We start from the raw sequence: 26,316 nt of genomic DNA on the forward strand, positions 1-26,316 counted from the left end.
GGTTGGCAACCTCGGCAGGCAGTGGGAACCCCAGCGCTAGCCGGGCAGGTCGATCGATGGCGCGTCGGCGCGCGTGCGATATTGGTGCCACCAGAGACCGCTGACGGCGAAGTCCGTAGGCGCACACAGTCGCGCCGGAAGTTATTGACCACGTAGACAGATGGGCTAATCGGAGCGTATGAGCACAGTGGGCGAAGGCCAGTACGGTACGTTCCACCTGCCGCGGCTGGAGTACTCCACGCTGCCGATGGCCGAAGACCGTGGTGCCGGATGGAAGACCTTGCGCGACGCGGGTCCCGTCGTATTCATGAACGGTAGCTACTATCTGACCCGCCGCGAAGACGTGCTGGCCGCGCTGCGCGACGCCAACCTCTTCTCGGCACACTTGGCGCTGCAGCCGCCCGGCGTCCCTGTCCCGGTGCTGCCTTCGGCGTTCGACCCTCCCGAGCACACCCACTACCGCAGAATCCTGCAACCGCACTTCAGCCCGCACGGCCTCAGTGCATCCCGGCCCGTGCTGGAGCGTCACGCCACCGAAATGATCGCCGCCCTCGCCGTCAAGGGCGAATGCGAAGCGATGACGGAGTTCGGTCGCCTCTACCCGTATCAGGTCTTCATGGATCTCTACGGACTGCCCCTAGAAGACCGGGACCGCGTGATCGGCTGGAAGGACGCCATCGTGGCCGGCAGCGCGGGCGGGGACGAGCTGTTCGATTATTTCGCCGACGTCATCCAGCGCCGCCGCCGTTCCCCGGGCTCTGACCTGTTGTCGCGAATCATGACCGGCCCAGGCGATCTCACCGACCTCGAGCTACTCGGCATGACTCACCTGCTGATTCTGTCCGGGCTGGACACGGTGGCGGCGGCGATCGGTTTCTCGCTGTACGAGTTGGCGCGGCGGCCGCAGCTGCGCGAAGAGCTTCGCGACAACCCCAAGCAGATCAGGGTTTTCATCGAAGAGATCGTCCGACTCGAGCCGTCGGCGCCGGCGGCGGCCCGGGTTACCACCGACTTCGTCAACGTGGGCGGCATGACGCTCCCTCCCGGCACACCGGTGCGGTTGTGCACGGCCGCAATCAACCGCGATGGCAGCGACGAAATGTCCACCGACGACCTGGTGCTGGACGGAAAGATGCACAGACACTGGGGATTCGGCGGCGGACCCCACCGCTGCTTGGGCTCCCACCTGGCACGCATAGAACTCACGCTGATCGTCGACGAGTGGCTCAAGCAGATCCCCCAATTTGACGTGCCCGCCGACTACGTCCCAGAAATTGCGTTCCCGTCGAAAACCTTTGCGCTCAAGTCCTTACCACTGCGCTGGGGCTGAGGTGTAGGGGCCTCACCGATGTCTCGAACAGCCACTGAGTAAACGGAGATCCAAGCGCGTGAGCACTCCTGGTAACGACCAGCCGGGTACGTTCCACCTGCCGCGGCTGGAGTACTCGACGTTGCCGATGGCCAAAGACCGCGGTGTCGGATGGAAGACGCTGCGCGACGCGGGTCCCGTCGTATTCATGAACGGTCACTATTACCTGACCCGGCGCGAAGACGTGCTGGCAGCGCTGGGCGACGCCAACCTCTTCTCGGCGCAGAGGGCGCTGCAACCCCCCGGCAGCCTGGTCCCGGTGGTGCCGCTGGCGTTCGACCCTCCCGAGCACACCCGTTACCGCGCAATTTTGGAACCGTACTTCAGCCCGCACGGCCTCAGTGCATCCCGGCCCATGCTGGAGCGCCACGCCCGCGACATGATCGCTGCCATCGCCGGCCGACACGAGTGCGAGATGATGACGGATTTCGCGCGCCTCTACCCGTACCAGGTGTTCATGGATCTCCACGGACTGCCCCTAGCGGACCGCGACCGGGTCATCGGCTGGAAGGACGCCATCGTCGCCGGCAAGCCCGGCACCGGCCCGGGTGATGAGCTGTTGCGCTATTTGACCGACGCTATCCGGCTCCGCCGGCGTTGCCCGGGCTCTGACCTGTTGTCGCGAATCATCAGCGGCCCAGGCGATCTCACCGACCCGGAGCTACTCGGCATGGTTCTCCTACAGATTCTGGCCGATCTGGACGTGCTGAGTGCGGCGATCGGTTTCTCGCTACTTGAGTTGGCGCGGCGGCCGCAGCTGCGCCAAGAGCTTCGCGACAACCCCGAGCAGGTCAGGGTCTTCGTCGAAGAGATCGTCCGACTCGAGCCGTCCGCGCCGGTGGTGGCCCGGGTTACCACCGACTTCGTCAACGTGGGCGGCATGACGCTCCCGCCCGGCACACCGGTGCGGTTGTGCACGGCAGCAATCAACCGCGATGGCAGCGACGAAACGTCCACCGACGACCTGGTGCTGGACGGAAAGATGCACAGACACTGGGGATTCGGCGGCGGACCCCACCAGTGCTTAGGCGCCCACCTGGCACGCTTGGAACTGACCGCGGTCATCCACGAGTGGCTCGAGCAGATCCCGCAATTTGAGCTGGCACCCGGCTACACGCCCGAAATCAAGTTCCCCTCAAAAGGTTTCACGCTCAGGGAATTGCCGCTGCGCTGGGGCTGAAGCCGGCCCACCCGGCCAGCCCCAGCGCAGCCACGTCCTACTTGCGCAATTCGGTCGCCGCGACCTGGACGAACACACCGGTGTCCTCGGCCATCAGCAGGCCTCGGCCGCGCGGCAGCGGGCCACCCTTCATCTTGCCGCGGATGAAGCCCTCGTCCGGGTCGGCGTCCATCACCAGCAACGGCGCGTTCGCCTGGGCCAGCGCCCGCAACATCGGGTCGGAGCCCGCCGAGGACCAGCCACCGAAGGTGCGCGTGACGAGCACGTGCAACCCGACGTCGGCCGCCCTGGTCACCCACGGCGCGGCCTTGTGCAGCGGCGAATCGAAACCCGCCGGCAGCTGCTGGATGTCGTCGACGATCAGGAAGATCTCCGGCCCGCTCCACCAGTTACGCGACAGCAACTCCTCCGCGGACAGGCCGGGCGGCGGTTCGCGCCCGGCCAGCACCGCGGCCAGTTCGCCCATCATCGCCTGGACGCCGTCGAGGTTGTAGGCGAACTTCTCGACATAGTCCGGACCCAGTGTCGTCAGCAGCTGACGCCGTGGGTCCACCAGCCACACCTGCGCCGACGGCTGGCCGGCCGGTGGCGGCGGTGCGCTGCTCGCCCCCGGTGCGTACAGCCGGCCGATTTCACTCATGATGGTGGCCAGCGTGGTGGTACGCCCACATTCGCGTCGTCCCGTCACCATCAGGTGCGCGTTCTCGGCGAAGTTGAGATAGACCGGCGACAGATCCAACTCGGAGATGGCCCAAGCGATTCCGCCCGCGCCAACCCCTTGACGGGTGTCTCGCGCGGCCAGCTCCCGCAGCTGCTCCAGGTCGAACCGCGCCGGGAGACGTCGCACCGGCGGCGCCTGCGCGCTGGTAAGGCGACTGACCGCGTCGATCACGCTGTCGGACTCGAACACGTAGTCCGGGGTGGTCGCGAACGCGGGCCGGGCCACCAACGTGTGCAGACCGGCCTGCGGGTCGGAGTCCAGGCGGACGTAGTTGACCGCGACCATGCCGCGGCCGGGCTTGACGGGAACGTCCTTGGCGAAGCGGGAGCGCACCAGTTTGGCGTCTTCCACGGCCGCCAGTCGCAACTCGACCCGGGAGCCGAAGCCGCTGCGCACCGGCGGCCGCAACTCCGACTCGCGATCGGCGGTGACCACCACGTGCACCCCGAACGAGGGGCCCTGGTTGATGATGACGTTGACCTGCTCGATCAGGACCTCGTTCTCTTCGGCCAGTGCCCGGTAGTTGTCCACCACCAGGTAGACGTCGCCGAACCCGTCGTTGGGGACGGGGCCGGGCTCGCCGCCGAACTTGCGTCGCCGGAAGACCTCCATGGAGGCGATGCCGTACTCGAGGAACGTGCTCTTGCGCTGGCGCACCAACGCCAGCAGTTCGGCCACCGTGCGGCGCACGCCGTACGGGTCGGTCGGACCGGCCACCTCACCCACGTGCGGCAACCGGGCGACCGTGGTCAGTGCGGTGCTGCTGTAGGCCAGGCAGTAGAACTGGACCTGCTCGGGAGTGTGGGTCAGCGCGGCCGAGCAGATCAGGGTCTGCAGAGCCGTCGTCTTGCCCGAGCCGCCGGCGCCCAGGATCAGGACGTTGGCGCCCGGCCCGGAGGTGTCGACGGTCCACGGCGGCTGGTCGTGCTTGAAGGGCCGGTCGATGATCCCGATCGGGAAGACCAGGTCCTTGGCGGAACCGTAGTCCTCCTGCCACGGGTGACCGAGGAACCGGTTGACCAACTCGTCGATGGGGACGGGCTGGTTCAGCGGCGGTTGCCACAACCGGTACGGCTCGAAGTCGATCTTGCGCAGCTGATCGATGATCACCGTGCCGACCTTGGGGACCCTGATGCCCTCGACGTCGTCGTCCTCACTCGGGGCGCCCTCGGCTTCGGCCGACTCGCCGTTCGTGATCGCCGCCGGGGTGAGTTCGGGTCCGCCCACGCTCACCTCGAGCGGGGTGAAGGAGTTGGTGAACAGTTGCGGGCGGACGTAGTCGATGCTGTGCACCAGCGCGGGCGCCTCGTCGCCGTCGTCGGTGAGCCCGCGCGCGAAGTAGTCCCGCCACAGGAACTCCGCCTGGAATCGGACGATGTCCTCCAGGCTGCGCCGGAAGTAGCCCAGACCCGCCTGCGCCGGCAGGTTCACCGCGTTCGGCACGCCCGCCGCCTGCGCCGCACCCGCGGTGCGCGCTTTCAGCACCAGCCGGTAACCCATGTTCTCCATGAGCTTTTCGGCCCGGCTCTCGATGGTCTGTGACGCCATCATCAGGTGGATCCAGTAGGCGCGGCCCTGCCGGCCGATCGAGTCGAGCACGTCGACCGCGGTCGGCATGATGCGGAACCACTCGTAGAACTCGTCGATGACGACCACGAGCATCGGCAGCGCCGGCATGTCCTGGCCGCGTGCCTGCATCCTGAGCCGGACGGAGTTGTACTCCTTGGCGTCGTCGACACCGGCGCTGTCGCAGATGGCCTTGCGCCGGGCGATCTCACCCCACAGGGCGTCCAGGAAGCGCTCCATCAGCGCCTGGTCTTCTTCCAGGTCGGTGATGATCCGGGAGACGTGCGGGACCCCGGCGAACGGCTTGACCGCCGACCCACCCTTGAGGTCGGCCAGCACGAACTGCAGCTCCTCCGGCGGGTGGCTGAGCATCAGCGATTCGATCACGGTTCGCACCAGGGTCGATTTACCCGAACCCGTCGTTCCGGACATGACGCCGTGCGGACCGTCACCGCCCTCGTCGAGCGACTTCATGTCCAAGAACAGCAATTCACCGTTGTCGGAGCGGTTACCGAACGGCGCGCGCAGTCGCGACCGGCCCATCGTGTCGGTGCGGGCGCCCCACAGCGCATGGAAGTCGATGCGGCCGGGGTCGTCGATTCCGTAGTAGCTCAGGATGTCCCGGGCGCCGATGTGGGCCACCCGCTGCCCGATCTCTTCGTAGGCCTCGGCAAGCCGCCAGTGGGCCAGCGCCTGCGCGAATTCCTCCGCCTCGGCGATGCTGATGTGGTCGGTCAGCGCGAAGAACCACGGCTTCTCGTCGATCACCATCCAGGTGTCGCGGTCGCGGGGCAGCGCCTCGATCACGCCCTTGCCGTCGAAGCGCAGGGTGCGTTCGGGGACCGCTGTCCACATCGACGCGCCGGTCAGATCGAAGAAGGTCACTCCGTCGATGCCTTCGGCGCTGATCACGAACTCCCACTGAGGGTCGACGACGTCGGCGACGATCACCGTGTGGGGTGTCGGCGTCTGCGCCGAGGAGCTCGCGTGCCGGGGTGTGAAAGATCCACGGCCGGCGAACAATTCGGCCTGCTCGGCGGCGAACTCGCGCACCGAGCTGTAGACCATCCGCGCGTTGCCGGCGGCGTCCTGGCGGCGCGGGTCACCGAAGTGCGGAAGCCACTTGACCCAATCCCATTCGTCCAGGTCCGACGTGACCACGACCATCTGCACGTGGTCGGGGCCGTGCGAGAACGCCAGCTGGCAGATGATCGCGCGCATCAGTCCCAGGACCTGCTCCCGCTCGCCGTCGAGCGAATACCAGGGTTCGACGAGCAACGAGATCATCTTGGGCAGGTTGTAGACGACGCTCTGGTAGCGACCGAATTCCTGCAGCGCCTTACCGGTCACCGGCTCCAGCTCGATGTCGGTCGGCATGTTCTGCGGCTCACCCCAGGTCACCTCGGGCCGCGTCATGCCGACACCGACCCGCACCACACCGAAATTGAGGTCCTTGCCGTCGGGCTTGCGTTCCCACATCCGCGGGGTGCCCACCGCGGCGGACAACGTGGTGGGCGCCGGGTGGAACCACCGGTAGTTGGCGTCCATGCTGTCGGCGGACTCGTGGGCGGTCTCGCGCAGCATGTCCAGCATCAGCATGAACTGGGCGCGCATCGCGTCCAGCTTGGGCCGGCTCATCTGCTGCTGACCGCCGAACCGGCCGCCGAACATCATCATCGCCACGCCGCCGATCATGAAGATCGGGAAGATGGCGCCGGCGCCGCCGAACACGTGCGAGCCGCTGGCGAAGGTCATGCCGACCATGCCGATCAGCAGGCCGACCACCAACACGCCGACCACCACCAGCCACCAGGGCTTGCCCTCCGGAGGCGGAATGCTCAGGGGCGTCGGGAGGACGATGTTCTCCGGCTTGATGACCGGAGGCTTCTCCGGTGTCGGCCGAGCAAACCCGCGTTTCACTTAGGTACCGCCAATTCTGCTGGGGACATATCCATCGGTAGGGTGTCGTGCTCCACGAGCGCGTCGGCCCGCGACAAGGTCGGCCCTTGCGGGAGCAGCCGCAGCGCCACCCATGGCGCCAGGCTCGGTTTCGTCTTCAGACCCAGCGCCTCGCGGACGTCACGGGTGTCGTCGACGCCGAACCGGGCGCCCGCGTCGGTCAGCCACCACAGCGATTCCGTCGTCTTGGCGCCGGGGTCATTCCCGGTGACGGCCACGAAGTTGCCGTAGTCGGGCCCGAAGAAGACCTGGTCGGCCTCGCGACCTGTGGTGTCGGCCTTGACCAGCGACACGACCTTGCTCTGGTCGTTGGCGGCGACCGGGATGGTCGCGCCGGAGATGACCTGAATGCGGGCCCGGTTCTCACCCGAGGTCTTCTGCCACCACCAGCAGGTCGCTGGGTTCTCGCGGATGTCCGCCACGTTGAGCGGGGCGTCCGGGTAGGACGACAGGTCCAGCTTGTTGACGACCGGCATCTTGGCCAGAGCGGACGGTTCCACGGTTACCGGTTTGGTGTTGCCCGGGCCCGCGTTCTGCAGGATCTGCGCCACCAGCGGCGGCAGCGTCTGCACGCCGTCCGCCAGCACCAGCGAATACTGTTGCGGCCCACTGATCTGGGGCGTGACGATGACCGTCCCGATCGGGCCGGGCGCACCCGGGAACGACGCGGCCGCGCCCGCGTTCTGCACCTGGGGCACGGTCAGCTCCGGACCCACCGGCAGCGCGTCGAACAACGCGCGGCTCATGGGCTTCGCCTGGCCGACCTGCTCCGGTGTCAGGCCCAGCGGCAACAGCACCGATCGGTTCGTCGCGTCGATGCGCGATCGGCGTCCCTCGCGGATCACCCAGGCGTCCCCGCCGTAGCTCAGCACCACGGCATCCGAACCGTTCAGCACGTGTCGGTGGTTGCTGAGGTCGGGGTTCCCGTCGATCACGGTCACGGTCACTCCGGACGGCGCGCTGGCACCGGTCGAGGTGGCGACGGTGTCGCACACCAGCCACGACGACGTGGACGGGGCCGTGGGGTGGAAGTTCGACGGCGCGCCGGGGATGCCGACCAGCGGGCCGCGCGGCAGGCTGGCGATCTGGTTGCCCTTGACCAGGTGCGGGTTGTCCGGGCGACCGGTGATCAACCGCGCCGAGGCCAGGTTCAGCGCCGGGTAGAGCTTGTCGCCCACGCGGACGTAGAGCGCGCCGGAGTCGCGGTCGGCGATGATCGGCGAATCCCCCACCTGGCCCGCCGGGCTGAGGAACGAGTACAGCAGAGCGCCCAGGCAGATCACCATCGCCGCCGAAACCGAGGCCACCACGGCCAGCGTCTGCCGCCGTCCCGGCTCGACCTCCATGCGGACGCGCCAGCGGGTGAGGGCCATTGCGGTGCGACGAGCGAGGAATTGGTAGCCGGTCACCTGCGTCCGCGTCGACAACCCGAGGCCGTACCCCGACCCGCGTTGTCCGCGACTCTCTTCCGCCACGTTAATTCACCATCCGGTCTGCTAGATCGCCTGGATATCGTCCGTAATAAATATCCGCTGCGCGAATTACATCGACAACCGTAAGGCACCCGTGAGGGCCTCGCCACGCGGCGCCGATGGCGTTCGCTGCCACATCTCTTTATCTATAGGTGTCCGGTCGTCGGCGGCTCGCCGGTTGCGCGACGACCGCACCGCGCCAGGCGCCGTTGAACTGGCACTATCGGATTCCCGCCGGTCCCCCGCCCGGACTCCCCATGTCTCCTCAGGGCATCGTAATGGCGAATGGCCGGCTCGTCCTGTTGAACGTTGGCGCTGAAGCGAACGCGGCGGCCCCGCGCCGGCCGGCAAAACGGGCGGTCGCGGGCGCGGGCGCCGGACGCGACTCTCCCCGATTCGCCGGGCGGCGAATTCTGGCAGCAAGATGAGCGGTATGAGTGAGCTCGCGCCGTCGCTGGTCGAACTTGCCAGGAGATACGGCATCGCCACCGAGTACGAGGACTGGACCGGGCGGCGGGTGCCGGTTCCGGCGTCCACGCTGGTGGCGGTGTTGGCCACGCTGGGCGTGGCGGCCGGCACCGAGCAGGAGCGCAACGTGGCCCTGACCGCCAAGCTGCGGTCGCACTGGGCGCGGCGGTTGCCGGCGACCATCGTCGGTCGCACCGGGGAGCAGACCCGGTTCTGGGCACACGTGACCCACGGGGAGCCCGCCGAGGTCTGGTTGCAGCTCGAGGACGGCACGGTGCGCGGCGGGATCGAGCAGGTCGACAACTTCACGCCGCCGTTCGACCTGGGCGGGCGCTGGGTCGGTGAGGCCAGCTTCGCGCTGCCGGCCGACCTGCCGCTGGGCTATCACCGGGTGCATCTGCGTTCCTCCGACGGGGAGACGAGCACCGCGCTGATCGTGACGCCGGACTGGCTCGGGCTGCCCGAGCGGCTCGGCGCCCGCCGGGGCTGGGGCCTGGCCGCCCAGCTCTACAGCGTGCGCTCCAGACAGTCGTGGGGCGTCGGCGATCTGACCGATCTGACCGATCTGGCGGTGTGGTCGGCGTCGCGGCACGGCGCCGACTATCTGTTGGTCAATCCGCTGCACGCGGCGGCCCCGACGCGTCCCATGGAACCGTCGCCCTACCTGCCGACGTCGCGGCGCTTCGTCAACCCGATTTATCTGCATGTCGAGGCGATCCCCGAGTTCGCCGAGCTGCCCAAGCGCAGCCGGGTGCGGCGGCTGCGCTCCGAGGTCCAACAGCGAGCCGCTCGACTCGACGCCATCGATCGCGACGCCGCGTGGGCGGCGAAGCGCGCCGCGCTCGAGCTGGTGCACCGGGTGCCGCGGTCGGCGGGGCGTGAGTTGTCCTACCAGGCCTTCCGGGCCCGTGAGGGCAGCGCGCTCGACGATTTCGCCATCTGGTGCGCCCTGGCCGAGAAGTACGGCGCCGACTGGCACTCCTGGCCGGAGTCGCTACAGCATCCCGACGCGCCCGGAGTCGCCACCTTCGCCGAAAAGCATTCGGGGACAGTCGATTTCCATCGTTGGCTGCAGTGGCAACTCGACGAGCAGCTCGCCGCGGCGCAGTCGCAGGCGGTGCGGGCCGGAATGGCGCTGGGCGTGATGCACGACCTGGCGGTCGGCGTGCATCCCAACGGCGCCGACGCGTGGGCCCTGCAAGACGTGCTGGCGCTGGGCGTCACCGCCGGCGCGCCGCCGGACGAGTTCAATCAGCTCGGCCAGGACTGGTCCCAGCCGCCGTGGCGGCCCGACCGGCTGGACGCCGACGAGTACCGCCCCTTCCGGGCGTTGATCCGTGCCGTGCTGCGGCATGCCGGCGGCGTGCGCATCGACCACATCATCGGGTTGTTCCGGCTGTGGTGGATCCCGGAAGGAGCGCCGCCCACGGCGGGCACCTACGTGCGTTACGACCATGAAGCGATGATCGGCATTGTCGCCCTGGAAGCACACCGCGCCGGTGCGCTGGTGGTCGGCGAGGATCTCGGCACCGTCGAACCCTGGGTGCGTGACTATCTGTTGTTACGCGGTCTGCTCGGCACGTCGATCCTGTGGTTCGAGTTGGACCGCGACGGAAACGGCGGCCCGCTGCCCGCCGAGCGCTGGCGGGAGTACTGCCTGTCCTCGGTGACCACCCACGATCTGCCGCCGACCGCCGGCTACCTGGCGGGTGACCACGTGCGGTTGCGGGAACGCCTCGGATTGCTCACCCGCCCCGCCGAGGACGAACTGGCCTCCGATCGGGCCGAACTGGCGGCCTGGCTGGCCGAATTGCGCCGGGTAGGCTTGCTCGACGACGACGCCGCCGACGCGGAAAGCGTCGTGCTCGCCCTGTATCGGTACCTGGGCCGGACGCCGTCGCGCCTGGTCGGCGTGGCGCTGACCGACGCGGTGGGCGACCGCCGGACCCAGAATCAGCCCGGGACCACCGACGAATACCCCAACTGGCGGATTCCGCTGACCGGCCCGGACGGCAGCCCGGTCCTGCTCGAGGACGTGTTCACCGACCCTCGGGCGGCCGCGCTGGCCGAGGCGGTGCGCAGTGCAATCGCGCCGGTCGCCGTCGAAAGCGCGCCTGTTAGCTTCTGAGGCCATGAAGGTCTCAGTCGTAGCGCCGGTCGCCGACGGTGTCACCGCGGATCCCGAGTGGATGGCGGCCTTCGCGGGCCACCTGGAACGGTGCGGCTTCGAGTCGATCGTCGTCGTCGAGCACACCGTGCTGGTCACCCGCTACGAGAGCGTCTACCCGTATGACAGTTCCGGACGCGTCGGCCTGGCCGCCGATTGCCCCATCCCCGACCCGCTCGACCTGCTGGCCTTCCTGGCCGGGCGCACCACCACCCTGGGTCTGGCCACCGGCGTGCTGGTGCTGCCCAACCATCATCCGGTGGTCCTGGCCAAGCGGGCCGCCACCGTGGACGCCCTGTCGGGCGGGCGGCTGCGACTGTGCGTGGGCGTGGGATGGCTCAAGGAGGAACTCGAGGCGTGCGGCGCCGATTTCGAGGACCGCGGCCGCCGAGCCGACGAGCAGTTGGCCGTCTTGCGGACGCTCTGGGCCGACCACCCGCGCGGGGCCTCGCACCACGGTGAATTCTTCGACTTCGACAACATCATGTGCTACCCCAAACCGGTTGCCGGCCAACGTCTCCCGATCCATATCGGTGGGCACAGCCGCGCGGCGGCCCGCCGGGCCGGACGGTTCGGCGACGGCTTTCAGCCGCTCGGCGTGACCGGACCCACCCTGGCGTCGCTGATCGCGCTCATGCGCGACGAGGCGTCGTCGGCCGGCCGCGATCCGGCGACCCTGGAAGTCTCATTGGGTCACGCGGTCAACAAGATCGACGCGGACCGCGCCGCCGGCCTCGTCGAGCAGGGCGCCGATCGGCTGGTGTTGGCCATGCCGCCGACCACCGACATCGAGCAGGCCAAGGACATGCTGTCGGCGTGTGCGCAACGCCTGTCGCTCGCGTGACCCCGATGACGCTGTCGACCGACGACCGAGCCGCCCTCAGCGACTTGGTGCACCGATACGCGGCGCACGTCGATGACCGCCAATTCGACTCCGTCGCGGAGCTATTCACCGACGCCGCCGTGCTGGTGGTGGCCGACCCGCCGAAGGCGCTGGAGCCGGTCCGTTCGCACCAGGGCCGAGACGCCATCGCCGGCGCGGTCGCCGCCGTCGCGGCGCTCATCCGGACCCAGCACGCCATCATCGGCGAGGTGTACGACCTGGGCGCCGGACCGGGTACCGCGCACGGGCGCGTCGCGTGCATCGCACACCACTGGGACCAGCGCGGCGACGAGCTCGCCGACGTGGTCTGGCATCTGCGCTACGACGACGAATACGAGCTGACCGACCGCTGGCGGATCGCCCGCCGGGCGTTGACCATCAACGCCGTTGAGACCCGGTCGGTCCGCCGGGTGCGCCGGCACGACCCGGCCTAGCGAGCTTCCAGAAGACTTTGCGCAAACTCACAGCGACCGCCCATGAACCGAATCTGCGGTAAGAACGCGGCCATTGTTGGGCGATTGCGGTTATCACCGGCCGGGCCGAGGCGAATTTTGCGCACGCCGGAGCGCGGCCTGCGGCCGTGGGACCCGGTGGGGCGCGAAGCGCCGCGGTTCTTCCTGATCGTGTCCAATTTATACAAGTCGGTTCGTGTATTTTCGGCGGCGTGACGGACACCGAGCATCGGAACCTGAACGTCGACGCCGCCGGCACCAACGGAGGCCGGTCAGCGCCGAACGGCAATGTATCGACACTGGCAGTGGGCACGCCGCTGGAGTCCCCGCCGGATTACCGCAACGAGATTCACACCGCCGAAGACGTCATCGACGTCGAGACCTACGGCGGCGGCTTCGATCTCACCAGGCGGGCGACGGCCCCGAAGCTGCGCATCGGCCGTGACCGATGGTTCAACCTGCTCTGGCTGATCCCCATCGGGTTTGCCCTGCTGATCGTCGGGGTGGCCGTCGGCAAAGGCCTGCACAACATGCCGGCGGTGCAGTCCTTCATCCAGCGTTATCCCGGGACGGACAGCTCCGGTGTCACCCCTGGCCTGCCGGCCTGGATCGGTTGGACGCACTTCTTCAACCTGTTCATGATGATGTTCATCATCAGGACGGGGATCCAGATCCTCTGCGACCATCCCCGCCTCTACTTCAGCCGCAACGCCACCCCGGGCAAGGACGAGTGGCTGCGGGTGGGCCCGCCGGTGCCCGACGACGAGCTGTGGACGGCCAATTCCGACACCGTGGCGCTGCCACCACAATTCGGGCTGCCCGGGTTCCGCCACTCGATCGGGCTCGCCCGTTGGTGGCACCTCGGGGTGGACGTGCTGTGGCTCGTCAACGGCGCGGTCTTCTACGTGCTGCTGTTCGCCACCGGCCAGTGGCGGCACATCGTCCCGACCAGCTGGGACGTCTTCCCCAACGCGGCGTCGGTGGCGGTTCAGTACCTGTCACTGGACTGGCCGACCGACAACGGGTGGGTCGCCTACAACGGCCTGCAGTTGTTGGCCTACTTCACCACGGTTTTCATCGCCGCACCCGCCGCGCTGATCACCGGCCTGGGCATGTCGCCCGCGCTGTCGCAGCGCGTGCACTGGTTGAGCAAGCGGCTGAGCATCCAGCACGCGCGGTCGCTGCACTTCGTGGTGCTGGTCTACTTCCTGTTCTTCATCCTGGTTCACGTCACGATGGTGTTGACGACCAGCGCGCTGCGAAACCTCAACCACATGTTCGCCTCCCGCGACGACAACAGCTGGGTCGGCTTCGGGATCTTCGCCGCGGCCATGGTGCTGACGGCCATCGCGTGGGTGTGGGCCACCCCGTTCACCATTCGCCATCCGCGGGTGATCCAGCGGGTCGGGTACGCGCTCGTCGGCCCCTTCCAGCGCATGCTCGAGCAGCTCGACCCCAAGCCCGGCGCCTTCACCGAGAAGGACATCTCGCCGCACCATTGGCGCAACGGGCGCCTGCCCGAGACCGTCGAGTACAAGGAACTCGAGCAGAACGACTTCAAGGACTGGCGGCTCAAGGTCTACGGTCTGGTCGAACACCCGATGGAGTTCTCGCTCGAGGACTTGATGGCGCTGCCCTACCACGAGCAGATCAGCCAGCACTTCTGCATCCAGGCCTGGTCGGGCGTCGCCAAATGGGGTGGCGTGCAGATGAAGACGATCATGGACATCGTCAAGCCGCTACCGGAAGCCAAATGGGCGGTGTTCTATTCGATGGGCCTCGGCGCGACGGGCGGCATCTATTACAACGCCCATCACATCGGGCAGATGGACCATCACATGACCATGCTCGCCTACAAGATGAACGACCAGCCGCTCCCCTACATGCACGGCAGGCCGCTGCGGCTGCGCAACGAATTGCAGCACGGCTTCAAACTCGTCAAGTGGATCAAGGGAATCGAGTTCGTCGCCGACTACCGCGACATCGGCAGCGGTTACGGCGGTTACAGCGAGGACCACAAGTACTTCGGGCGCCACCAGACCCTGTAGGCAGCGCGGCATCCTCGGCGGTGGCGCCTCGGCGTCGCGGCCTCACTTCGTTTGTCCCGACGGCGATCCGGGTAGCACAACGGAAGCGGCCGAACGGAAGTGACAGCAGAGGAGACGCCCATGAGGCACAGCCCCGTCGACCATGATCGGACCACCCATCGACATGACGCCGAGCCGGAACGGGACGTCGAGCACACGCCCGGGCTCATCGTCGTCGGGGCCGCGGTCCTGGCACTCGTGGTGTGCGTGGCGACCTTCGCCCTCGGGGACGCCGGTGCGGGCGTAGCGGCGGCCATCGTCGCCCTGCTCGGGTTCGGCGCCGGTTTGGCCTGGCTTACCATGGACCGCAGGCGAATTCGCCAGTCTGAACGGGAGTGGCCGATCGGCCACGCAGCACGCTAGCGCTATTGCAGCGCGACGAGGTTGTGCACGGACTTCTCCACATCGGAGCGGAGCACCCGTGCGACCAGCCCCCCGATCGGACCGCTGAGCAATCCGCCCCTGATGTCCGCGGTCAGGTGGAAGTCGGTTCCGGATTGCTCGTCCGAGACGGTCATCGCCACTCCGAGGCGAATCCCCCCGCGACCGCGACCTTGCAGCTCAATGGATTTCGGCTCGTCGTAGCGGGTGACCGTCCAGTGGATGACGTTGCGAAACCCCTTGACCTTCACGCAGGAGGACACGCAGGTGCCCTCCTCGATGGTTTGCGGAACGGGTCCGCGCCATCCGGCGAAAATGGTCATCCACTCGTCGAACCGGCTCAGGTCGGACGCCAGCTTCCAGGCGGTCTCCGGATCTACCTGCGACGTCACCGAAACATCTACTCGAGCCAAGTCTTCTCGCTCCTCCCCGGACGATGATCGTGCTGGGCGCCGGCACCGCGACACAGGCGGGAGGCGCGCAACACCCGGTGGATACCCGGGGACGGCCGGACCTACGCGTCGGCCTGGAAAGTCAGGGCCAGGCCTCGGCCAATTGCTTCGCCACGTCGATGACCTGCGCGGCCTGCGAGTGCGGCGCGTCGATCTCCTCGGCGACATACTGGGCGACGAACCGGCGGATCTCACCGTCGACGCCGGCGAGGATGCGCAACACCTCGCCGCGGAAGGACTTCGACGACACGTTGACGGTGATGTCGGACGGTCGTGGCTTCGCGACGTCGACGATCAGCAGCAGCGGCTCGGCGGCCCGCGCCGTGGCCCGCAACGCGATGTCCCCCGAGACCACGAACCGCTGCTTGTCGAGTCGGAGGTCGAGCAGCAGATCGATCGACAGCGGGATGTGTATGACGAAGGTGATGCTGTCGCCCAGGCGGCGGGTGACTTTGGGCTCGTGGATCTTGACGTTCGCGCTGACCTTGGCGATCCCGCCGGGCCCTTGCGCGATGGGCTCCATGGCGAACTCGTTGCCGGCGATGTCGGCGAATGCGGCGGCGACACGCTCGGGGGTGACCGCGACCTCGAAGAATCTGCGTCCGAACTCTTCGTAGGTGACAAAATCGTGAGTCTCCATAGGCTTATACCGTCTCACGCCGGCCGCGCGAACCGTTGCTGATCTGCCCGCGTCGCGGGAAATCGGCCCCGGTACGGCTCCCGCTGGGACCGCCGTCGATCCCGGCGCATTGTGAGGCGCGCCACACACCGGGGGCTTCAATTCGATTCGCCGGGTGGTGGCCTGGGAGGCTTGTTGCGTTGGGAGGTGTTTTCGATGTGCGCCCACAAAGCTGCCGAGCGGCGCTCGGACCTGTCGCCCGCGAGCCTGCTCACCTGGCTCGGCGGTGGTCAGTGGCGGGAGCTGGATGAGCGCCACGAGCGGTCCACCCACGCCGTATCCGGCGCGGTGGTGCTGTTCGGGGCGGTGCTGGCCTGGCTCGTCGCGACGCTGGCGGTGAGCGAGTCGACTCGCTGGTCACTCCTTTCCATCCTGCCGGTGACCCTGGTGTTCGGACTGCTGGTCGGCACGGTCACCCGCGCCACCGCGGCCGGGTCCCCCGGGGGCCGGGCCGCGGTGGCGGCGCGCGCGGCGGTGGCGGCCGCGCTGGGCGCCGTCGTGGGTGAACTGGCCGCGATCGTCCTGCTCTCCGGCTCGATCGACCATCGTCTCGACGAACGCGCCCTGCGCGACGCCGGATCGACGCCGGCGGTGGCGCAAGCGTCGGCGTCGCTGCAACAAACCCGGGACACGCGCGCCGCGCTCGACGGCGCCGTCGACCGGGCTCACCAGCAGCAGGATCAGGCCCTGGTCATCGCGCGCTGCGAATACCACCCGACCCCGGCCTGCCCGCAAACCCGGATCACCGGTGTCCCTGGCGCGGGACCCGAAACACGAACGGCGAACGAGGTTTTGGCGGATGCCCAGCGCGAACTGGACAGCGCGTTGGCCGCCCGTGACCGCCAAGCGCCCGCGCTGGACGCCGCCATCTCCCGGGAGCAGCACGCGCTCGACGAGGCGCGCCGCGGCGTGGTCGCCGACGCCGATCGCGGCCTGGGAGCGCGCTGGGTCGCGATGAACGACCTGACATCGGCCGACTTCGGCGCCCTGACGTTGCGGCTCATGGCGATCGCGTTCTGCGTCCTGGTCTACCTGCTGCCGCTGATCCTGGGACGGTGGCGTGGAGAGACCACCCAGGATCGCCATGCGTCGGCGCGCGCGGAGCGCGAACGCGCAGAACTCGAGGCGGACACCGCCATCGCGATCAAGCGGGCCGAGGTCCGTCGCGAGGCCGAGATCATGTGGGCCGAGCACCAACTCACCCAGGCCCGGATGGCGATCGAGGCCCAGACGGAGATCGACCGCGAGCAGCAACGCCGGCGAATCGAGGCGGCGTTCGAGCCCCCGGCGACGGCGCCGTCACAACGCACTCTCGAACCGGCCGACGAAGACATCTACCTGCCCATCGCCGCGGAAGCCGAGGCCGCCAGCCGGGCGCTGGTCGGCCTGCCCGCCCCCGCGCAGACCACCGGCGTGGAGAACTTGCCGGCGCCGGCCGCGCGCGAGGTCGTGCCGCGCGAAGACCGTGGCGCGTCGCTCATTCCCTCGATTCCCGATGCCACCAAGGCCGCCGCGCGGTGGGTTCGCCCGCTGGTGCCGCCGTTCGTGGCGCGGGTGCTCGACACGACGACCGCGCCGCTGCGCACCGCGCGTCAGGTCTTCGAAGAGGTCGAGGAGATCACCTTCGCGCTGCGGCGCACCCACCGGGTCACGATGGACTCCGAGAGCTCCGACGCCGGCGAGCGGCCCACGCCCTCGGCCACGACGGATGAACAGCCCACCCCCACCACGGGATTCATCGACTCGTCGCGCGTGGATCGCACCGCGGTGACCGCACGGCGGCCGGGCGGTCAAGACCCGTCCGCCGCCTCGCTGGGCGCGTCGGAGCGTGGAAGCGCTCCGGAATTGACGCAGCGCGACGGACCGGCCGAACTCGATCCACCCGCGGGCCCGCGGCAACTGCCGCCCGCCTGACGGCGTGCTGTCCCCGGTGCGCTAAACGGGCCCGGGCGCCTATTCGTTGCCGAAGGCTTCGTAGAGGTCCGGCAGGAAGGCGGCCAGGTGATTCATCTCCTGGGCGCAATGCACCATCAGGTTGCGGGCGCTGGTCTCGGCGTTGCCCAGCACCCGCGAGGCGATCGGGCGCACCGCCCGCGACGCGACGCCAGGCACATTGCGCACCTCGATGTGCCGTCCGCCCATCCAGAATCGCGACCGCATCTCGGCCCCGTTCGCGGTCGACCGGATGTGGTGAATGAACCATCCGACGTCCACCGGGGCTTCGCTGGACCCCAGCCGGGCACAGATCGCCACCGCACCGTCGCTGTCGGGCGGGCAGCCCATCGTCGCCGGCTCGACGAATTGGATTGCGCCGTTGAGCATTGTCGAGCCGATGTATTCGCTGATCAACGACCAGCGGCCGATGTAGCGCTGAGCGCCGAGACGCCCCGCGTCGTCGCCGTCCTTCCACGCGGCGTGCAGATGGGCCCGCGGATGCCACAGCTTGTAACGGCGGCTGTCGCAACCGTGCCAGCCGAACCACCAGGACCACATGGCCGGGGTCACCCCCGGCATGTCGGTGCGCACCGACACCTGATAGCCGCCGTCCTCGAGGACCCCGTAGCCATTCTCGGTCCGCTGGTATCCGTCGTCGGCGACCCGCGCGGCCTCGTCGAACGCCGACAGCGCCATGGCGCCTTGCGGGCCGTGTTCCAAGGCCTCGACGACATGGCGTGGCAACGGAGCCATCTCGGGTGTGAAGAACTTGCCGAACGGGGTGTTCGCGTCGTCGCCGCGGTAGCCCAGATAGAGGTCGCCGGCCATCAGAGCCGTCCCATCCAGCTGTTGAACAGCCCGTCGGGGTCGTACTCGGCGCGCACGCGGTCGAGCTTGGCCATGGCGGCGTCGCTGGCGAACCGCGCCGGACGCTGGCCGAGGTTCTCGTCGGCCAACTGGATGCCGATCGCGAACTCCGACATCGCCGCCATGTTGGACCGCGCCCAGTCGGCGTATTTCGCCTCGTCGGCCGGGTCCTTCCAGGACCCGTACAGGGCCAGGTAGATGTCACCTTCGACGCTGTAGGCCATGTCCTGGCGGGGAGCGCACGGACCCCAGTTGAGCCACAGGAAGTGCGCCGGATGCGGGGGCATGGTGTCCAGGATCGTCCGGATGCCCGGCAGCAGCTCTTCGGCCGACGCCGAGGTCCACATGTTGTCGACCGCGTAGTGGTGGTCGGACAGGTAGTGGCTCATCGCGACGTCATACCAGGTCGGCAAATCTGTTGGCAGGTAGGGGATTTTGACCAGCGCGCGATCGGCGACCGGGCAGCTGCCGAAGAGGGCGAGCGCCTTCTCGGCTTCCTCGTCGGAGTCCGCGAACGCGGGCGAGGCGAGCGAGATGACCGGGGTGTCGATGCCCATGTTCGGTTCTCCGCGCGAGGCCACGGCCTGCAACTCGACGCGAGGGTCCACCTCGGCGCCGACCGCGCGGGTCCACGTGAAGACCTCGTCAGCCAGCTCGAACGGGTAGACGTAGACGCTGGTGCCGCAGGCGCCGGGCCGGGGATAGAGCTTCAGGTAGAACGACGTGACCACACCGAAGAAGCCGGGCCCGGCGCCGCGGGCGGCCCAGTAGAGGTCGGCGTTGTTGCTGGCGTCGCAGTGGATCTGTTCGCCCTCGGCGGTGACGACGTCCAGGCCGACAACGCTCTCGCAGGCGGGGCCGTATATGCGGCTGTTCCAGCCGTAGCCGCCCTGCAGCAGGTAACCGCCGAGGCAGACACCCTTGCAGTGGCCGCCGGGGAAGAACAGGCCCTGCGCCTCGAGGTCGGCCATGAGCAGGCTGCCGCCCTTGCCCGGACCGACTTGGGCGAGCCGATTGTCGGCGTCGATGACGGCATGGTCCAGGCGGCTGACGTCGAGCAGAACGGAGCCGTCACGCAGGTGACTGGCCGCGAAGCTGTGCCCGCCGGAAACGATGCTGACCTTCAGGCCGTGCGCCGTGGCGTAGCGGAGGCCGGCGACGATGTCGTCGGCGTCGGCGGCCTGGACGATGACTTCGGGATAGCGCTCCGGCACCCGTTGGTGCCACACGGTGCCCCGACGGGCCGGCTCGTACCCGTCGTCGCCGCGGAAGTGGTGCCGCCCGGCCGGTAGCCCGCTCATCTGGAATCTCCCTTGATTCGCTATTCGGATCTTTGTGATTCGCGATGCGGAACAATATAGTGGAAGAATGCCGTCTTCGGGGGAGAATCTTTCAACCGGCCGCGACGAAGGCATCCAGGTGTTACGCCGCGCCGCCGCCGCGCTGGACGAGATCGCGGCCGAGCCCGGGCGGTTACGCCTGGTCGACCTCGGTGAGCGGCTGGGCCTGGCCAAGTCGACGGCTCGCCGGTTGCTGGTGGGCCTGGTCGAGGTCGGGTTGGCCAGCGTCGATCCGCAGGGCCGATTTTCCCTGGGCGACCGTTTGCTGGGGTTCGGCAACTCCGACGGCGCGCACATCGCGGCGATCTTCCGGCCAACCATCGAACGGGTCGCGCGCGCGACCGACGGGGAGACGGTCGACCTCTCGATATTGCGCGGCCAGCGAATGTGGTTCGTCGATCAGATCGAATCCTCGCATCGGCTGCGCGCCGTCTCGGCCGTCGGCGTCCGGTTCCCGCTGGATTCCACGGCCAACGGCAAAGCGGCCCTCGCGACCCTCGACCACGCCGACGCCGAGGCGGTGATCTCGCGCTGCGATCCCGATGTGGGTGATCGGCTGCGCGCCGAGGTCTCCGAGATCCGTTGCACCGGAGTCGCTTTCGATCGCGACGAACACACCCCGGGGATTTCGGCGGCCGCGATCGCACGCCGCGCGGTGGGCGACAACGTGGTCGCCATCTCGGTGCCGGCTCCGACGGAGCGCTTCCTGGAGAAGGAACAGCGCATCGTCGCCGCGCTGCGCGCCGCGGCGGAATCGCCGGTCTGGGCCCGCTAGCGTCAGCGAACCAGGTTGATCCCGTAGTCGATTCCGGGAATCCCGGGCGCTCGCCACCTTCGTGTGCGCCGGACACCACGCCCCCGGGTCGGCCAGTGCAACGGCAGGTCCTCCGAGGGGTCGCCGGGAACGGTCAGGGCGGAGTTGGTGACGGCCGGGTTACCCCTCGAAAGCTCGGCCGTCCCAACGTCGTGAGCCCCGCTCAACAGGGCAGTGCGGCGGAGGAGAACAGCGGGCCCCATTCGTGCCGGGCCGCGGACTGGGCATCGGTGAAACTCGGTGTCTTCTCGCCGTCGCCGGCCAGGTGCACCAACGCCCACGCCATCGCGAACACCGGCACCTTGTGCCGCAATGCCGCGCTGTGCAATTCGTCCAGGGCGGCGTCCGACGGGCACCGGCGCAGGCCGATGAGAATGCCCCGCGCGGTGTCGAGGATGCGGCCGGAATGCGGGCCACACGAAGTCTGGGCGGGGACCCAGTTCGTCGTCATGCTGTGGATACCTCCTGCGGCGCCGTCACGAAATCCGCCACTGGCGATAGCGGACGAGGAATTCCTGCGCTACGCATCGTCGCGGCCGCAAACCTCAAAGGCGCCCTGTGCCATGATTTGTCGATCGAGCGCGATGTGCCAGACCACCGAGGTGATTGATACCCGCCTGTGACCGATTCGGGATCGGCTGCTAATCAACGACTCCCGCGGCACACCGATGGGAATTGGAATTCGCGGAATTCGAATTACCTTGTCAAGGAAAGTATTTCGTCGAAGCCACCGGCGATGGCGTCGTAGAAGGCGTCGTAATCGGGAATTGCGGTGGTGTCGATGTTCAAGCCGAGCCCGCAGGTGTCGACATAAGTGAGAAGCGTGACATTGACGGCCGAACCGATGGTGGGGCCGAATGCGTATTGTGCGCGTACCGGGACGCCACCAAGAAAGACCGGCACCGGAACGCCGGGCACATCGCTGGCCACGAAATCGACGTGGCGCAGCACCGAGCCGATGTACCACCGGGGCGCCAGGTTGAGAACGCCGGCAATCAATTGCGTATATGGCAGCGACTTTTCGTTACGCACCGCCGCGGTACGCTGCCGGATCGCCGTGATGCGTTTCGCCGGGTCGGTCTCGCCGACGGGCACGTCGAAGCGCATCAGCGTGATCCGGTTTCCGCCGATGCCGTCATCTTGGGTCCGCAGGCTGATCGGCATCGTGATGTGCAGGTCACCCACCGGCACACCGTGCTTTTCGTGGTAGAGGCGCAGTCCACCGGCGACCCCCGCGACGAAAGCGTCGTTCAGCGCCCCACCGCACCGGTGTGCCGCCTCCCGCAGCGGCCGCGTCGGCACCTGATGCACCGCGAGATGGCGGATCAGGCCGCGCTCCGTTGCCAACGGCGACCCGGGTCGGCTGATCGGCCGGACGGTCCGGTAGACGGATGCCGCGGTGGTCGCCGCGGACCGGATGGTGGCGATGGGCCGCCGAACGCTGTCGTACATCAACCGTGGCACCCGGTTGGCCGCCCCCACCAGGGCCGAGTTGAGCAGGCCGGCGTCGTAGCGCACCGCATCGCGGTAGCCGCCCAGCAGTCCCGACCCCGCGACCTCCGGCGCCGGCGGCAGGGGTTCGGCGGGATAGTGGTCTTCGGAGAGGTCGAACAGCCGCATCGCGATCTGGACTCCGCCGACCCCGTCGGTGAGTGCGTGGTGGAACTTGCAGATCACCGCCGCGCCGCCGTTTTCCAGGCCGTCGATGAACGTCGTCTCCCACAGCGCGCGGGCCCGGTCGAAATCCTGCATCTCGGCGACCCGCGCGAGCTCGAGCACGTCGTCGAGGGTTCCGGGGCCGGAGATGGTCGCTCGCCGCAAGTGGTAGTCCAGGTCGAAATCCCGGTAATGCTCCCACCGCGGCGGGGCCGGCGCCGGTGACTGCACGACCCGCTGCCGGAACATGGGCAGCGTGCGGCTGATCAGGTCGAACCGTTTGCGCACTTCGTCCCAGTCCGGGGACCGGTCCAGAAGGATGACGCTGACCACGGTCGAACGCAGTCGTGGGTCGGTCTCCATCGCCCAGGTGAAGGCGTCGCTGGCACGCATGAATGCAGTCATGTTTGTACTCCTTGCACAAAACGTACGACTGCGAACCCCCGGGGTCATCGGGTTATCGGCAGTCGATGACTTTGGTCCCCACGGATAGCGCCTTTGGTCGACTGCCGGGCGCGGACGCTACAGAATCGCGTTGACGTCCTTGGCCGTAGCGATGTCGTCCCATTCGACGCCGAGCTCCAGCAGGATCTCCTCGGTGTGCTGGCCGTGCTCGGGGGCACGCGCGGGCGCCGGCGGCGTCTCGTCGAACTGGACGGGCGCGGCGACGATGCGGTACTTCTCGCCGTGGTCGTCGACGTTGGTCACCACGTATCCGTTGGGCTCGACCTGCGGATCGTTGAGGGTTTCCCGCGGCGTCGCCAGGGCGCCCCACACGCCGGGTTCGTCCTCGAGCGCCTTCTGCCAGTGGGCCAGGTCGTGGCGGGCGAACACCTCGGTGAGGATCTCGGTGGCCGCCGCGGCGTTGGCGATCAAGTTGACCGACGGCACGAAGCGTTCGTCGGTGGCCAGTTCGCCCAGGCCGATGCGCTCGCAGAACCCCGCCCAGAATTTGTCCGGTTGCAGGAACACCAACTGGATCCACCTGCCGTCGCGGGTCTTGTACCGGTTGACGAGCGGGTTGATGGCCAGCCCGGGCGGCGCGCCCGGGATGCCGTCGATGTCGAAGAAGTCGGCCGCCGAGATGGACGGCGCGATCGCCCACATCGCCTGCGCCAGCAGCGAGGAGTCGACGACCGTCGGTTCACCGGTGCGTTCGCGGTGAAACAGCGCGGCGCATACTCCCCCGGCGAGCGTCGCCCCGCCTTGCAGGTCGCCGAACGCGGGCCCCTGTACGGCGGGGGTCTCCGTGCCGAACGGCGTGAGCGTGTACGCGACGCCGCCCCGCGCGAGGTAGGTGGCCGCGTCGAACCCGCCGCGGTCGCGGTCCGGGCCCCGCACCCCCAGCCCGGTGCCGCGGGCGATGATGATCTTCGGGTTGAACGCGCGGACGTCGTCCACCGTCAGCCGGGCCCGTTCGAGCGCACTCGGCAGCCAATTGGTCAGGAACACATCCGCACTGGCCAGCAGACGACCGAACAGCTCGCGGCCCGTTTCGGATTTGATGTCGATGGCGACGCTGCGCTTACCGCGATTGCCCAATTCGAGGATGAAGTCGGCGTCCGGACGGGCCGCCTCCCGGGTGAACCCGCCGACGACCAGCGCGCGCCCGGGATCACCGGAGGCGACGCCCTCCACCTTGATCACGTCGGCGCCCCAGTCCGCCAGGGCCGCACCGGCCGAAGGCACATAGGTCCACGACGCCAACTCGACCACCCGCACCCCTGCGAGGACACCCCCGCGGACACCCCCGCGCACGTCGGACATCGCCACTCCCCTCGGCCGACCGCTATTCCTTGCTATTTTAGATATTCTAGCTAGTCTAGGGCGTAGTGCTAGCCCAGCTGCAGGTCAGCGCAGTTTTTCGGGGAAGAGATGCGATGGATGCGACCGTTGGCCCGATTCCGACACCCGTGACCGCGCGCCGTGTGCGCGGCCGGCGCACCGGCGAATACCACTGCGCGCCAACGCCGATCGCAATCTGACGAAGGAAGGGCGATGGGCAGGGTAGCGGGCAAGGTGGCCGTGATCAGTGGCGCCGCGCGCGGCCAGGGCCGTTCGCACGCGCGGATGCTGGCCGCCGAAGGCGCGGACATCATCGCGGTGGATCTGTGCGCCGACATCGAGACCAACGAATACCCCCTGGCCCGGCGCGAGGACCTCGACGAGACCGCCCGGCTGGTCGAGAAGGAGGGGCAGCGCGCGTTCACCGCCGTGGCCGACGTCCGCGACCGCGTGGCGCTGGCGGCGGCGATCGACCAGGGCGTGGCCGAGCTGGGGCATCTCGACGTCGTCGTCGCCAACGCGGGAATCTGCCCGCTGACGGCCGGGCTGCCGCCGCAGGCCTTCGCCGACGCCGTCGACGTGGACCTGGTCGGCGTGCTGAATCTGGTGCACGCCGGCCTCAAGCATCTGCAGGCCGGCGCGTCGATCATCGTGATCGGCTCCAACGCCGCGTTCATGTCGTCCCTGAGCACCTCCGGCGCTGAGAGTGGGGTCGGTGGTCCCGGCGGGGCGGGCTATGCCTTCGCCAAACTGGCTGCGGCGCACTACGTCAACGACTTCGCGCTGGCGCTCGCCAAGTTCTCCATCCGGATGAACGCGGTGCACCCCACCAATGTCAACACCGACATGCTGCACAGCCCGCCGATGTATCGGGCCTTCCGGCCGGACCTGAAGGATCCGACCCGCGAGGACGCGGAACCGGTTTTCCCGCTCGTGCAGGCGATGCCGATCCCGTATGTCGAACCCGAGGACATCAGCGAGGCGGTGCTCTTCCTGGCCTCCGACGCCGCCCGCTACATCACCGGGCAACAGCTGCGGGTCGACGGCGGCGGCTTCCTCAAGGTCAAGCCCTGGTCGGGTGCGTGACCTCGATGAGCGACGGTCAGGGCGCGGCGGGCGTCGAGCGCCGACTCTACGAACTGATGGCGCTGATGAAGGCCGCCGACGACCGGCTGTCCCAAGGGATCGGCACCGGCGAGTTCATGTGCGTGTACTGGCCGTCGCGCGGGCAGGAGGCCATCGCCGCCGCGATGGGCGTCGCGCTGCGGCCCGACGACCAGTTGGTGACCACCTACCGCGGGCTGCACGACCTCATCGGCAAGGGCGTGCCGCTGGAAGAGATCTACGGCGAGATGATGGGCCGCACCGTCGGCGCCGGCCGCGGCAAGGGCGGCAGCATGCACATCGCCAATCCCGCTCGGGGCGTGATGCTTTCGACCGGGATCGTCGGGGCGGGCCCGCCGGTGGCGGTGGGATTGGCGATGGCCGCCAAACGCAAAGGCCTCGATCGCGTCACCGCGGTCAGCTTCGGCGACGGCGCCACCAACACCGGGTCTTTCCACGAGGCGGCGAACATGGCCGCGCTGTGGGACCTGCCGATGGTGTTCGTCTGCCAGAACAACCTCTACGCCGAGATGACGCCGACCGCCGACACGATGAAGCTCGAATGTGTCGCGGACCGGGCGGCCGGCTACGGCATGCCGGGGGTGCGTGTCGACGGAAACGACCCGCTGGCGATCAAATCGACACTCGATGAGGCGCTGTGGCGGGCCCGCGCCGGTGGGGGCCCCACCTTCGTCGAATGCGTGACGTTCCGCTTCCGCGGCCACTACTTCGGTGACCGGATGTCCTACATCCCCAAGGATCAGCTGGCCGCCGCGATCGAAGCCGACCCGGTGCCCCGCTTCCGCGACCAGCTGGCCGAGGCCGGCATCTGCGATCGGGACGAACTCGACCGCATCGACGAGGAGGCGCTGGCCGCGGTGGAAGCCGCGCTGCGCACCGTGATGAGCGCCGAAGCCCCGTCGATCGACGAGCTGGACCGAGACGTGTACGCGGCCCCGATCAAGTTCCCGGTGTGAGC

Annotated in this window: 20 protein-coding genes; 11 read left to right on the forward strand and 9 right to left on the reverse strand. The window is 68.4% G+C overall.

Features of this window, described 5'->3' with window-relative positions; all coding sequences use genetic code 11:
* The first annotated feature begins 178 nt into the window (after window positions 1-178).
* Both U8D42_RS09540 and U8D42_RS09545 read left to right on the forward strand, forming a co-directional pair.
* Window positions 179-1,330 carry a cytochrome P450 gene (locus U8D42_RS09540; protein WP_322860321.1) on the forward strand — a complete coding sequence of 384 codons (1,152 nt, stop codon included), beginning with the start codon at window positions 179-181 and terminating at the stop codon, window positions 1,328-1,330.
* Between the two features lie 58 nt (window positions 1,331-1,388).
* Window positions 1,389-2,549 (forward strand): cytochrome P450, encoded by a 1,161-nt coding sequence (locus tag U8D42_RS09545; RefSeq protein WP_322860320.1) that lies wholly within the window; start codon window positions 1,389-1,391, stop codon window positions 2,547-2,549.
* Window positions 2,550-2,586: 37 nt separating this feature from the next.
* Here U8D42_RS09545 and eccCa read toward each other — a convergent pair whose 3' ends face one another.
* Window positions 2,587-6,756, reverse strand: a complete 4,170-nt coding sequence (gene eccCa, locus U8D42_RS09550) for a type VII secretion protein EccCa (protein ID WP_322860319.1) — start codon at window positions 6,754-6,756, stop codon at window positions 2,587-2,589.
* Window positions 6,753-8,270, reverse strand: a complete 1,518-nt coding sequence (gene eccB / locus U8D42_RS09555; protein WP_085239034.1) for a type VII secretion protein EccB — start codon at window positions 8,268-8,270, stop codon at window positions 6,753-6,755. Before eccB ends, eccCa begins: the two co-directional genes overlap by 4 nt.
* Window positions 8,271-8,700: 430 nt before the next feature.
* Between eccB and malQ the strand changes: the two genes are divergently transcribed.
* From malQ to U8D42_RS09580, 5 genes are all read left to right on the forward strand, one after another.
* Window positions 8,701-10,863 carry a 4-alpha-glucanotransferase gene (gene malQ, locus U8D42_RS09560; protein WP_085239033.1) on the forward strand — a complete coding sequence of 721 codons (2,163 nt, stop codon included), beginning with the start codon at window positions 8,701-8,703 and terminating at the stop codon, window positions 10,861-10,863.
* A 4-nt stretch (window positions 10,864-10,867) separates the two neighbouring features.
* Window positions 10,868-11,746 (forward strand): LLM class F420-dependent oxidoreductase, encoded by an 879-nt coding sequence (locus U8D42_RS09565; protein ID WP_085239032.1) that lies wholly within the window; start codon window positions 10,868-10,870, stop codon window positions 11,744-11,746.
* A gap of 5 nt (window positions 11,747-11,751) precedes the next feature.
* The gene (locus U8D42_RS09570) at window positions 11,752-12,219 is read left to right on the forward strand and encodes a nuclear transport factor 2 family protein (RefSeq protein WP_322860318.1); all 468 of its coding nucleotides are present in this window, start codon (window positions 11,752-11,754) and stop codon (window positions 12,217-12,219) included.
* A gap of 323 nt (window positions 12,220-12,542) precedes the next feature.
* On the forward strand, window positions 12,543-14,285 hold the full coding sequence (locus U8D42_RS09575) for a molybdopterin-dependent oxidoreductase (RefSeq protein WP_085239052.1): 1,743 nt from the start codon (window positions 12,543-12,545) through the stop codon (window positions 14,283-14,285).
* Between the two features lie 120 nt (window positions 14,286-14,405).
* Window positions 14,406-14,687, forward strand: a complete 282-nt coding sequence (locus tag U8D42_RS09580) for a hypothetical protein (RefSeq protein ID WP_090421938.1) — start codon at window positions 14,406-14,408, stop codon at window positions 14,685-14,687.
* A 2-nt stretch (window positions 14,688-14,689) separates the two neighbouring features.
* Here the strand turns inward: U8D42_RS09580 and U8D42_RS09585 are convergent, their stop codons facing one another.
* Together U8D42_RS09585 and U8D42_RS09590 are read right to left on the reverse strand one after the other, a co-directional pair.
* The gene (locus tag U8D42_RS09585; RefSeq protein ID WP_322860317.1) at window positions 14,690-15,118 is read right to left on the reverse strand and encodes a type II toxin-antitoxin system Rv0910 family toxin; all 429 of its coding nucleotides are present in this window, start codon (window positions 15,116-15,118) and stop codon (window positions 14,690-14,692) included.
* 121 nt (window positions 15,119-15,239) lie between these two features.
* The gene (locus tag U8D42_RS09590) at window positions 15,240-15,797 is read right to left on the reverse strand and encodes a hypothetical protein (RefSeq protein WP_085239029.1); all 558 of its coding nucleotides are present in this window, start codon (window positions 15,795-15,797) and stop codon (window positions 15,240-15,242) included.
* Between the two features lie 195 nt (window positions 15,798-15,992).
* Here U8D42_RS09590 and U8D42_RS09595 point away from each other — a divergent pair, with 195 nt between their 5' ends.
* Entirely contained in the window at window positions 15,993-17,750 is a 1,758-nt protein-coding gene (locus U8D42_RS09595) for a DUF4407 domain-containing protein (RefSeq protein WP_322860316.1), read from the forward strand.
* Between the two features lie 39 nt (window positions 17,751-17,789).
* Here the strand turns inward: U8D42_RS09595 and U8D42_RS09600 are convergent, their stop codons facing one another.
* Together U8D42_RS09600 and U8D42_RS09605 are read right to left on the reverse strand one after the other, a co-directional pair.
* Window positions 17,790-18,599 carry a DAPG hydrolase family protein gene (locus U8D42_RS09600; RefSeq protein ID WP_085239028.1) on the reverse strand — a complete coding sequence of 270 codons (810 nt, stop codon included), beginning with the start codon at window positions 18,597-18,599 and terminating at the stop codon, window positions 17,790-17,792.
* Entirely contained in the window at window positions 18,599-19,939 is a 1,341-nt protein-coding gene (locus U8D42_RS09605) for an FAD-binding oxidoreductase (RefSeq protein WP_322860315.1), read from the reverse strand. The genes U8D42_RS09600 and U8D42_RS09605 overlap by 1 nt, the downstream gene beginning before the upstream one ends.
* A 67-nt stretch (window positions 19,940-20,006) precedes the next feature.
* Between U8D42_RS09605 and U8D42_RS09610 the strand changes: the two genes are divergently transcribed.
* Complete coding sequence (locus U8D42_RS09610) at window positions 20,007-20,753, forward strand: IclR family transcriptional regulator (RefSeq protein WP_085239026.1); 747 nt, start codon at window positions 20,007-20,009, stop codon at window positions 20,751-20,753.
* Window positions 20,754-20,955: 202 nt separating this feature from the next.
* Here the strand turns inward: U8D42_RS09610 and U8D42_RS09615 are convergent, their stop codons facing one another.
* The 3 genes from U8D42_RS09615 to U8D42_RS09625 all read right to left on the reverse strand — a co-directional run bounded on the left by U8D42_RS09615 (window position 20,956) and on the right by U8D42_RS09625 (window position 24,215).
* Complete coding sequence (locus U8D42_RS09615; protein ID WP_085239025.1) at window positions 20,956-21,243, reverse strand: ANTAR domain-containing protein; 288 nt, start codon at window positions 21,241-21,243, stop codon at window positions 20,956-20,958.
* 245 nt (window positions 21,244-21,488) lie between these two features.
* A complete protein-coding gene (locus tag U8D42_RS09620) occupies window positions 21,489-22,853 on the reverse strand; it encodes a wax ester/triacylglycerol synthase domain-containing protein (RefSeq protein ID WP_322860314.1) in 1,365 nt (454 codons plus the stop codon).
* Window positions 22,854-22,970: 117 nt separating this feature from the next.
* Entirely contained in the window at window positions 22,971-24,215 is a 1,245-nt protein-coding gene (locus tag U8D42_RS09625) for a CaiB/BaiF CoA transferase family protein (RefSeq protein WP_322860313.1), read from the reverse strand.
* 231 nt (window positions 24,216-24,446) lie between these two features.
* Here U8D42_RS09625 and U8D42_RS09630 point away from each other — a divergent pair, with 231 nt between their 5' ends.
* Both U8D42_RS09630 and U8D42_RS09635 read left to right on the forward strand, forming a co-directional pair.
* Window positions 24,447-25,319, forward strand: coding sequence for a mycofactocin-coupled SDR family oxidoreductase (locus tag U8D42_RS09630; RefSeq protein ID WP_085239022.1), 873 nt, complete (start codon window positions 24,447-24,449; stop codon window positions 25,317-25,319).
* A gap of 5 nt (window positions 25,320-25,324) precedes the next feature.
* Window positions 25,325-26,314 (forward strand): thiamine pyrophosphate-dependent dehydrogenase E1 component subunit alpha, encoded by a 990-nt coding sequence (locus U8D42_RS09635; RefSeq protein WP_085239050.1) that lies wholly within the window; start codon window positions 25,325-25,327, stop codon window positions 26,312-26,314.
* Window positions 26,315-26,316: the final 2 nt, after the last annotated feature.

The organism is Mycobacterium europaeum (assembly GCF_034555895.2).
Lineage (GTDB): Bacteria > Actinomycetota > Actinomycetes > Mycobacteriales > Mycobacteriaceae > Mycobacterium > Mycobacterium europaeum.

Coding starts and splice junctions, on each gene's coding strand:
- U8D42_RS09540 (WP_322860321.1), top strand. CDS start 179: ATGAGCACAGTGGGCGAAGGCCAGTACGGTACGTTCCACCTGCCGCGG.
- malQ (WP_085239033.1), top strand. CDS start 8,701: ATGAGTGAGCTCGCGCCGTCGCTGGTCGAACTTGCCAGGAGATACGGC.
- U8D42_RS09565 (WP_085239032.1), top strand. CDS start 10,868: ATGAAGGTCTCAGTCGTAGCGCCGGTCGCCGACGGTGTCACCGCGGAT.
- U8D42_RS09570 (WP_322860318.1), top strand. CDS start 11,752: ATGACGCTGTCGACCGACGACCGAGCCGCCCTCAGCGACTTGGTGCAC.
- U8D42_RS09580 (WP_090421938.1), top strand. CDS start 14,406: ATGAGGCACAGCCCCGTCGACCATGATCGGACCACCCATCGACATGAC.
- U8D42_RS09590 (WP_085239029.1), bottom strand. CDS start 15,797: ATGGAGACTCACGATTTTGTCACCTACGAAGAGTTCGGACGCAGATTC.
- U8D42_RS09595 (WP_322860316.1), top strand. CDS start 15,993: ATGTGCGCCCACAAAGCTGCCGAGCGGCGCTCGGACCTGTCGCCCGCG.
- U8D42_RS09600 (WP_085239028.1), bottom strand. CDS start 18,599: ATGGCCGGCGACCTCTATCTGGGCTACCGCGGCGACGACGCGAACACC.
- U8D42_RS09605 (WP_322860315.1), bottom strand. CDS start 19,939: ATGAGCGGGCTACCGGCCGGGCGGCACCACTTCCGCGGCGACGACGGG.
- U8D42_RS09610 (WP_085239026.1), top strand. CDS start 20,007: ATGCCGTCTTCGGGGGAGAATCTTTCAACCGGCCGCGACGAAGGCATC.
- U8D42_RS09615 (WP_085239025.1), bottom strand. CDS start 21,243: ATGACGACGAACTGGGTCCCCGCCCAGACTTCGTGTGGCCCGCATTCC.
- U8D42_RS09620 (WP_322860314.1), bottom strand. CDS start 22,853: ATGACTGCATTCATGCGTGCCAGCGACGCCTTCACCTGGGCGATGGAG.
- U8D42_RS09625 (WP_322860313.1), bottom strand. CDS start 24,215: ATGTCCGACGTGCGCGGGGGTGTCCGCGGGGGTGTCCTCGCAGGGGTG.
- U8D42_RS09630 (WP_085239022.1), top strand. CDS start 24,447: ATGGGCAGGGTAGCGGGCAAGGTGGCCGTGATCAGTGGCGCCGCGCGC.
- U8D42_RS09635 (WP_085239050.1), top strand. CDS start 25,325: ATGAGCGACGGTCAGGGCGCGGCGGGCGTCGAGCGCCGACTCTACGAA.